Genomic DNA, 7,634 nt, shown 5'->3' with positions numbered 1-7,634 from the left:
CCGGGTGGTTCCTGGAATCCCTGTGGACGCAGGTTCTCATCCTGCAGCTGCTGCGTACACCAAAACTGCCTTTCCTGCAAAGCAGACCGGGCGGTATGGTGGTGGCGGTGACGGTACCGGGTGTGATTCTTTTTACTTTGCTGCCGGTTACATCCTTGGGCAGCATGCTGGGGATGACACCGATGCCGTGGCGGTATTTTGCATTTTTAGCGGTGGTTGTTGCCGCGTATCTGCTGTTGGTTTCGTTAGCCAAGGGCTGGTATGTGAAACGACAGCGTCAGCTGCTTTGAGAAGGGAGGGGAAATCCGCTGATGAAAAAGAATATCGGATATGTTACTTTGAACCCTTCTACGGCGCGGTGGCTGCAAAACAATCTGCCGGAAGGAGAACTGCGGCAGGGGATCCGGGATCTCCTCACTCAAGCATGCAGTACGCTGATGGTAGAACTGGAAGATACCGAAACGCCGTTCCCGGAAGAAACCGGTCTGCATTGCGAGGCACTTTGGATCGATGAAAAATCGCGCCGGGTGGTGCGGGATGGTGTAGAGATTGCCCTTACTCCCAAGGAATTTGACATCCTCGCGTTTTTGGCCCGGAATCGTGGCGAGGTTTTTACCAAAGAACAAATCTACCGGGCTGTCTGGGATGGTACCTATCTTTTGGACGACAGCAATATCATGGCGTTTATTCGCAAAATCCGCAAAAAAATAGAACCCAACCCGGATGCCCCGCTTTATGTACTGACGATATGGGGCATCGGGTATAAGTTCAACGATCAGATCTGAATCAGTTTCTTGCCAAGCCGCAAGGAAATCGCAAGGTTTCGACCATGGGATTTTCCTTGCGGCTTTTGTATAGTAGGTAAGGCGGCGGGCCGAGAGGACAAGCCGCACATCAGGAAAAGGTGAGGTGAAAACGTATGGATTCCGACCGAAGTACGCAAAAGGAATATGCAGCCGGAAACGGGAGTGAATCCATACTCCGGCATGCAGCCTTTGCGTCGATTTGACACGTAAGGAGGCAAGCACAATGAACAAGAAAGAAAAACGCCTGGCTGTGCGTCAGGCCGTAAAAAACACCGTGCTGCGGGATGAATTGAACCGGAGCATTCAGTATGCGGCAACACACTCCGTTCGTGAGGTGTTGGCCGCACTGCTCTCTGCGGCGTGCGGTCTGGATGCGGCACAAGTGGAAGAAAATCGAGCCCGTTACGGTAACAATACGGTAAGCAAGGGAAAAAAGAAAACGCTGTTTCGGCGCCTGGTGGAAGCGTTTGTCAATCCGTTTACGGCAATCCTTTTTTGCCTGGCAGTGGTTTCGGCAATTACCGATATGATACTGCCTTACTTCTCTTTGCTGGGCAGCACACCTGAAGATTTTGACCCCATGACCGTGGCGGTCATTATGACGATGGTTGTGATTTCCGGAACCCTGCGGTTTGTACAGGAATCCCGAAGCGGCAACGCGGCCAAAAAACTGTTGGCAATGATTACTGCGTACTGCACCGTAATTCGGCGGGAATCGGACGCGGCGGAGATTCCCATGGAAGAGTTGGTCGTGGGGGATATTGTACAGCTTTCGGCTGGGGACATGATCCCGGCGGATGTCCGGATTCTGGAGGCCAAGGATCTGTTCGTAAGCCAGGCAAGCCTGACGGGGGAAAGCGAACCCGTGGAAAAAACGGCAGCCATCTCGCCAGAACAGGCCGGCATAACGGATTACGCCAATATTGCCTTTATGGGGAGCAATGTGGTTTCCGGCAGTGCCCGGGCGGTCGTGGTAGCGGTAGGAGATCACACGCTGTTTGGGTCTATGGCGTCTGCTGTGTCGGAAGAAGCGGTAGAAACCAACTTTACCAAAGGAATCAATGCGGTATCCTGGGTGCTGATCTGCTTTATGCTGGTGATGGTTCCGCTGGTATTTATGATCAACGGCCTGACCAAAGGGGATTGGCTGCAGGCATTCCTTTTCGCTATTTCCATTGCGGTGGGCCTTACACCGGAAATGCTGCCCATGATTGTTACGACCTGCCTGGCCAAAGGGGCCGTATCCATGAGCAAAAAGAAAACCATTGTCAAAAATCTTAATTCCATTCAGAATTTTGGCGCTTTTGATATTCTGTGCACAGATAAAACGGGGACCCTTACCCAGGACCGTGTGGTGTTGGAATATCATCTGAATGTGAACGGAGAAGAGGACAACCGGGTGCTGCGGCACGCCTATCTCAACAGCTATTTCCAGACTGGTTATAAAAATCTGATGGATATGGCCATCATTCAAAAGACGGAAGAAGCGGAAGCGGCAGATCCTTCTCTGGTAGATCTTTCCGAGCACTACGTGAAGGTGGACGAGATTCCCTTTGATTTTACTCGTCGCCGTCTGACAACGGTAGTACAGGATAAAAGCGGTAAAACGCAGATGGTAACCAAAGGTGCGGTGGAGGAAATGCTGGGGATCTGTGCCTTTGCGGAACGTGATGGTGCGGTTTGCCCGCTTACACGGGAAGTCCGGGCGCAAATCCTTCAAACCGTGGAGGACCTTAACGAAAAGGGATTCCGGGTTCTTGCCATCGCCCAAAAGAACAATCCGTCTCCTGTTGGTGCCTTCGGTGTCAAGGACGAATGTGACATGGTGCTGATCGGGTATCTGGCTTTCCTCGATCCGCCGAAAGAGTCCACGGCAGCGGCCATTCGGGCGTTGAAAGATCACGGGGTAACCACCAAGATCCTGACGGGGGACAACGATAAGGTGGCACGTACCATTTGTAAACAGGTAGGGCTGCAGGTACGCAATATGCTGTTGGGACCGGACCTGGAAAATATGAGTGACGCGGCATTGGCCGAAGCCGCAGAAGAAACCGATGTGTTCGCCAAACTGACTCCGGACCAGAAAGCACGGGTGGTGTCTGTCCTGCGGGAAAAAGGTCATACAGTCGGTTTTATGGGGGACGGCATCAACGATGCGGCGGCTATGAAAGCAGCGGATATCGGTATTTCTGTAGATACGGCGGTGGATGTGGCCAAGGAATCGGCAGATATTATTTTGCTGGAAAAAGACCTCATGGTGCTGGAGCAGGGAATCGTGGAAGGCCGAAAAACCTACGCAAACATGATCAAATATATCAAGATGACGGCTTCCTCCAATTTCGGTAATATGTTTTCGGTGTTGACGGCTTCGGCATTGCTGCCGTTCCTGCCCATGATGAGCGTGCACCTGATCCTGCTGAATCTGATTTATGACCTTTCCTGCACGGCCATTCCCTGGGATAACGTGGACGAAGAGTATGTTGCCAGCCCCAGAAAATGGGATGCAGGCAGTGTGGGCAGCTTTATGATCTGGTTGGGTCCCACAAGCTCCATTTTCGATTTTGTGACTTATATTTTCATGTATTTCGTTTTTTGCCCGTTTTTTGTCTCACACGGGGTGCTGTTTCACGATTTGACAGCCCATTACAGCGGTGCAGAACTTTTGCAGATGCAGGCAGCGTACATTGGCATGTTCCAGGCAGGCTGGTTTGTGGAATCCATGTGGAGCCAGACGCTGGTCATTCACATGATTCGTACCCCAAAACTGCCTCTCCTGCAAAGCCATGCCTCTGCGCCGGTAACATTGCTGACATTGACCGGTATTACCGTGCTGACCATCATTCCTTTCACACCGTTTGGTGCAATGCTGGGGTTTGTGGCCCTGCCTGCGGCGTATTTCCTTTATCTGATTCCCTGCATCCTGTTGTATATGGCGTTGGCAACCAGCCTGAAGAAAGCTTACGTACGGTGTTACGGAAAACTGCTCTAAGGAGGAAACACAATGAATTGGACGAATTTGTGGATGATGCTTTTCGGAAGAACCGAATGGATGGGCTTGAATATGGGGTTCTGGGTAGCACTGAGCGTCGTTTTGCTGATCGTGCTGGTTATGAATCTGGTATTCTGGAACTGGAAACCTCATAAAGACTAAACAAAAAGAGCGGCACCGGTGTGTGCCGCTCTTTTGCATTTGCAGTTGTTGTAAGGGACAGGCGGGGACGAAAATCAGCAGCAAAACATACCGCCGCGCCCGCCACAGCAGCACCAGCTGCAGATATTGCACATAAGAATATACATCCAGAAAGACAGGCAGAAGCGTCCGGGGTTGCCGCTGGGCTGTGCATAGGGCTGCTGATAACTGGCGTAGGTTTGCCCGGGGTTCTGCAGTTGGTCAAGCAGATTCTGGTATGCGTAGTTGTTGGATTCCATCGAAACAGCTGTGCGCGCTTCGTCACGGGCCCGGATGTTGTTGCCCAGTCCCTGGTTGGCCAAAGCGCAATAATAATGCCACTGGGCATTGCGTTCATTGGCGGGAATCCCGTTCAGCGTGTTCATGGCTTCCTGATAGAAACCGTTGCGGATATAATTGGCCGCGGCCCGCATTTCGGGGCTTTCCTGGCCGGTTGTATAGGTTTGGCGGCTCCCGGAAGTACCATAGAAACCAAAGCCAAACGGGCCAAAACCAAATCCGCCAAAAGGATCTTGCTGGTATTGGTTGCCGTATCCGGCCTGACCATAGCTGTTGGTGCTTTGCTGTTGCTGATAGCCCTGATACCCGGCCTGCCCGCCGCCTTGTTTACGGCGCATAATCTCGCTGTAAGCCGCCTGGACTTCTTTGAATTTTTCTTCAGCGGCAGGGTCGTTGGGGTGCAAGTCGGGATGATACTGCTTGCATTTTTGGCGATAAGCCTTTTTTATGGTTTCATCATCGGCACTGGGGGTGATGCCCAATACGCTGTATGGATCGTTCATTGGTGACGCCCCTCTCTGTGCTTTCTTACCAGCGCGTATTTACTCCACACGCCGGAATAAATGGTGTTATACAATAATTTCCCCTCCGGGGTTTCCTGCAAAATCGGCAGCAGAGAAAACTGCTGCGCACATAATCCCATTTGCTGGGTCAGCAAATCGTGGCAACGCTCCTCGTATTCGGCAGGCGGTAAACTGTCTGCCAGAAACTGCAATGCATTGAAGCGTCCGCGCTTCTGGTCTTTTTCCAGATCGTCATAAGCATCCATCAGATAGATGAAACCACCCAGCCCGCGGCCCATAGCTTGCAAAACGGGGGCCCAGGCATCATCCCGGCATGCAAAAACGGCCCCCAGAAGGGTTCCGAACGCATTGCATAACGCATCCAGATCATGAGAGTTGGCGCTTTCCAGCAAATTCAAGGCCGAAAGCTGCTCTGTAAGTATGTTGCATTGACGCGGCCAACGTTCCCGGATAGCAGGCAAAAACTTTTCCAATTTCTGCGCCTGCCGCAAACTGGCACGGCGGTGATCGTCCTGCCAGTCATCCATAAAATTGTAGTAGGCCAATGCAACCGTCATGTCGGCTGCATAATCCTGAAAAAGATTGTAAGCCCGCGGACGGCTTTTTAAGGGATGGGGAGCACAGCGCCCCGTACCGAACTGTGTTTCCGGGTCATATAAAGCGCTTAGCAGGATTGCCACAAACGCCATATCGTAGCTCAGGGTCAGTTGCCCGGGCATGCCGTACTGCCGGCCGAGTGCCTGGCATAAGCCGCAGTAATACGCTTGATAGCGGTCAAAATCCTCTTTTGCCAAGCCCTTGCGATAGATGGTAACATATCCAAACATGGTGCGTCAACTCTTTTTAAGGAACTGTGTGGCGCATTTCGGGCAGGTAATGGAGATTTTACCCCGCCCGCGCGGTACGCGCAGCTGCTGACCGCAATGGGGGCAGCGATAATAATGGTATTCCTTGCGCTGCTGAAAACGGATTTTACGGGTTGCAAACCAACCGGTGACTTTTCCTTCCAGTGCCAGATATTTGAGGTTTTCCTGGTAACGTTTCTGGATGTTGCAGCTTAAGATGCGGAAATAGCAATAAATCAGCAACAGCAGCCCCAAAAAATACAGGAAGGGCACAAAAAGAGCTCCCAAAACAATAAAGATCAGGGAGCAGGTCGATAAAAAGCCACTGAAACGGTCAAAGCCGTAGCGGCCGGACATAAAGCGCTGGAACCAGCCTTTCATCAGAAAAAACCACCTTTTTGGGCAAGGCCCATATTTTCGCTTCTCATTATGCCATGCAAATGTTGGCAAATCGTGAACAGGAGCAAAAAAGAATTTGAACAAATCCCAAAAGTAAGGGATTTTGTTCAATATTCAGGGTGTTGTAAAGCTGCTGTTTCAGAGAAAAAAAGAGGTACATGCCCTTAAACACCCAGAGCGTTTAAGGCGAGACGATTGCCAGAAGAACGTTTCAGTTCTTTTAACAAAAAGGCTGCCATTTCAGGAGTGACGTTGAACAAATAACCGGTGTTTCCCCAGCCACGGACATTGAACGGAGCATACTTAGTGGGCTGCAATTCCAGTAATGTAGGCATAATGGTTTTAGTGTCCAAGGGGTCTGGAAGTGAACAATACATAGAGTCCACTTTAAGGCCGTTATTTTCCCATAGATGTTCTACGGCCAATTCAGAGGGCTGAACCGCTGGATAACAATTTGAAGTGGCCTTGCTCACTGCAACGATGTGCCGTTGATAGCTGTGAAAAATAATGTCTCCTTGCGAAACTTCACGCATGAGTTTCCAATGAGAAGGCGTACCATCAGGTGCCCACAGATAATTGCCAGCTTGTTCACGAAAGAACGTCTTGTTTTGAAAAACAAAAAAATATCTCACAACATACCCCTCTTTCCGGTAACTACCCCCTTATTTGTGGGGGGCCAGAATGAATTTGGCTACACATTCTACATGCCGTGTGCGCGGGAAAAGATCAACCGGCTGCACTTCTACGGCACGATACCCGTGCTCAGTCAGCCAGCGGGCATCACGGGCGGCGGTTGCGGCATTGCAGCTGACCATCACTACAGTACGTGGTGCCATCTGTTCAATGGCTTCCAGCGTGGCTGTGTCGCAGCCTTTACGCGGCGGGTCCACGACGACCACATCCGGGCGAGTGCCTTCGGCAGCCAGTCGGGCGGCGGCTGCACCGGCGTCTTCGCAGCGGAAATCCGCGCGATCAAGGGGGAGTCCGAGCCGTGCAGCGGTTGCTTTAGCACCGTCTACCGCCTGTGGGACGATTTCCACACCCAACAGACGTCGGCAGTCCGGCAGCATGGAAAGTCCGATAGTCCCCATGCCGCAGTACAGGTCCAGCAAGAAATCGTCGGGTTGTAAACCGGCATAATCACGGGCTTTGGCATACAGTACTTCGGCAGAAGGCGTGTTGACCTGGTAAAATTCATGGACCCCCATCTTCAGTGCCACACCGGCCAGTGTGTCTTCGATGGTGCCGGGCCCAAGCACCGTGCGGGTATGCTTGCCCAAAATAACGTTGGTTTTTGCAGTGTTTTCGTTGATCAACACGGTGGTGAGATCAAATTCCTGCTGCAATGTCTCGCAGATCTGGCGTTCGGCAGGCAAAGCCTTCCCGTTCAGTACAAAACACAACAAGCGCTGCCCGCTGTGCCACCCCTGACGAAGAAACAAATGCCGCACCAGGCCGGTATGGCTTTCTTCCCGGTAGGCAGTGGCACCGGCTTGTTCCAACAGAGTGCAGGCCCGCACGGCCAGTTGGTTCATCCAGGCGGGCTGTAATTTGCAGTCATCGCAAGCTACAATGCGGTGGCTTCGGCCGG

8 protein-coding genes and 1 pseudogene are annotated in these 7,634 nt (G+C 51.9%); 4 read left to right on the top strand and 5 right to left on the bottom strand.

What is annotated here, in order from left to right; all coding sequences use genetic code 11:
- From H6B10_RS11155 to H6B10_RS11140, 4 genes and pseudogenes are all read left to right on the top strand, one after another.
- A pseudogene (locus H6B10_RS11155) lies at nt 1-290 on the top strand (magnesium-translocating P-type ATPase); the annotation flags it as partial.
- A gap of 21 nt (nt 291-311) precedes the next feature.
- Nucleotides 312-785, top strand: a complete 474-nt coding sequence (locus H6B10_RS11150; RefSeq protein WP_204651677.1) for a winged helix-turn-helix domain-containing protein — start codon at nt 312-314, stop codon at nt 783-785.
- Between the two features lie 244 nt (nt 786-1,029).
- Entirely contained in the window at nt 1,030-3,795 is a 2,766-nt protein-coding gene (gene mgtA, locus H6B10_RS11145; RefSeq protein ID WP_204651676.1) for a magnesium-translocating P-type ATPase, read from the top strand.
- A 12-nt stretch (nt 3,796-3,807) separates the two neighbouring features.
- The gene (locus H6B10_RS11140) at nt 3,808-3,957 is read left to right on the top strand and encodes a hypothetical protein (RefSeq protein WP_204651675.1); all 150 of its coding nucleotides are present in this window, start codon (nt 3,808-3,810) and stop codon (nt 3,955-3,957) included.
- Between the two features lie 74 nt (nt 3,958-4,031).
- On the opposite strand, the gene H6B10_RS11135 is transcribed toward H6B10_RS11140, so the two are convergent.
- The 5 genes from H6B10_RS11135 to rlmD form a co-directional block, all read right to left on the bottom strand.
- A complete protein-coding gene (locus tag H6B10_RS11135) occupies nt 4,032-4,778 on the bottom strand; it encodes a J domain-containing protein (RefSeq protein ID WP_204651674.1) in 747 nt (248 codons plus the stop codon).
- Nucleotides 4,775-5,626 carry a DUF5685 family protein gene (locus tag H6B10_RS11130; RefSeq protein WP_204651673.1) on the bottom strand — a complete coding sequence of 284 codons (852 nt, stop codon included), beginning with the start codon at nt 5,624-5,626 and terminating at the stop codon, nt 4,775-4,777. The genes H6B10_RS11135 and H6B10_RS11130 overlap by 4 nt, the downstream gene beginning before the upstream one ends.
- A gap of 6 nt (nt 5,627-5,632) precedes the next feature.
- Complete coding sequence (locus tag H6B10_RS11125) at nt 5,633-6,025, bottom strand: hypothetical protein (RefSeq protein WP_204651672.1); 393 nt, start codon at nt 6,023-6,025, stop codon at nt 5,633-5,635.
- 182 nt (nt 6,026-6,207) lie between these two features.
- The gene (locus H6B10_RS11120) at nt 6,208-6,675 is read right to left on the bottom strand and encodes a hypothetical protein (RefSeq protein ID WP_204651671.1); all 468 of its coding nucleotides are present in this window, start codon (nt 6,673-6,675) and stop codon (nt 6,208-6,210) included.
- A 30-nt stretch (nt 6,676-6,705) separates the two neighbouring features.
- Nucleotides 6,706-7,634 (bottom strand): 23S rRNA (uracil(1939)-C(5))-methyltransferase RlmD (gene rlmD, locus H6B10_RS11115; protein WP_204651670.1); only part of this gene is annotated, 929 nt, incomplete at its 5' end.

The organism is Gemmiger formicilis (assembly GCF_016901605.1).
Taxonomy (GTDB): domain Bacteria; phylum Bacillota; class Clostridia; order Oscillospirales; family Ruminococcaceae; genus Gemmiger; species Gemmiger formicilis_B.
Note: the sequence above shows the minus strand (reverse complement) of the source record. Positions and strands in the feature narration are given on the sequence as shown.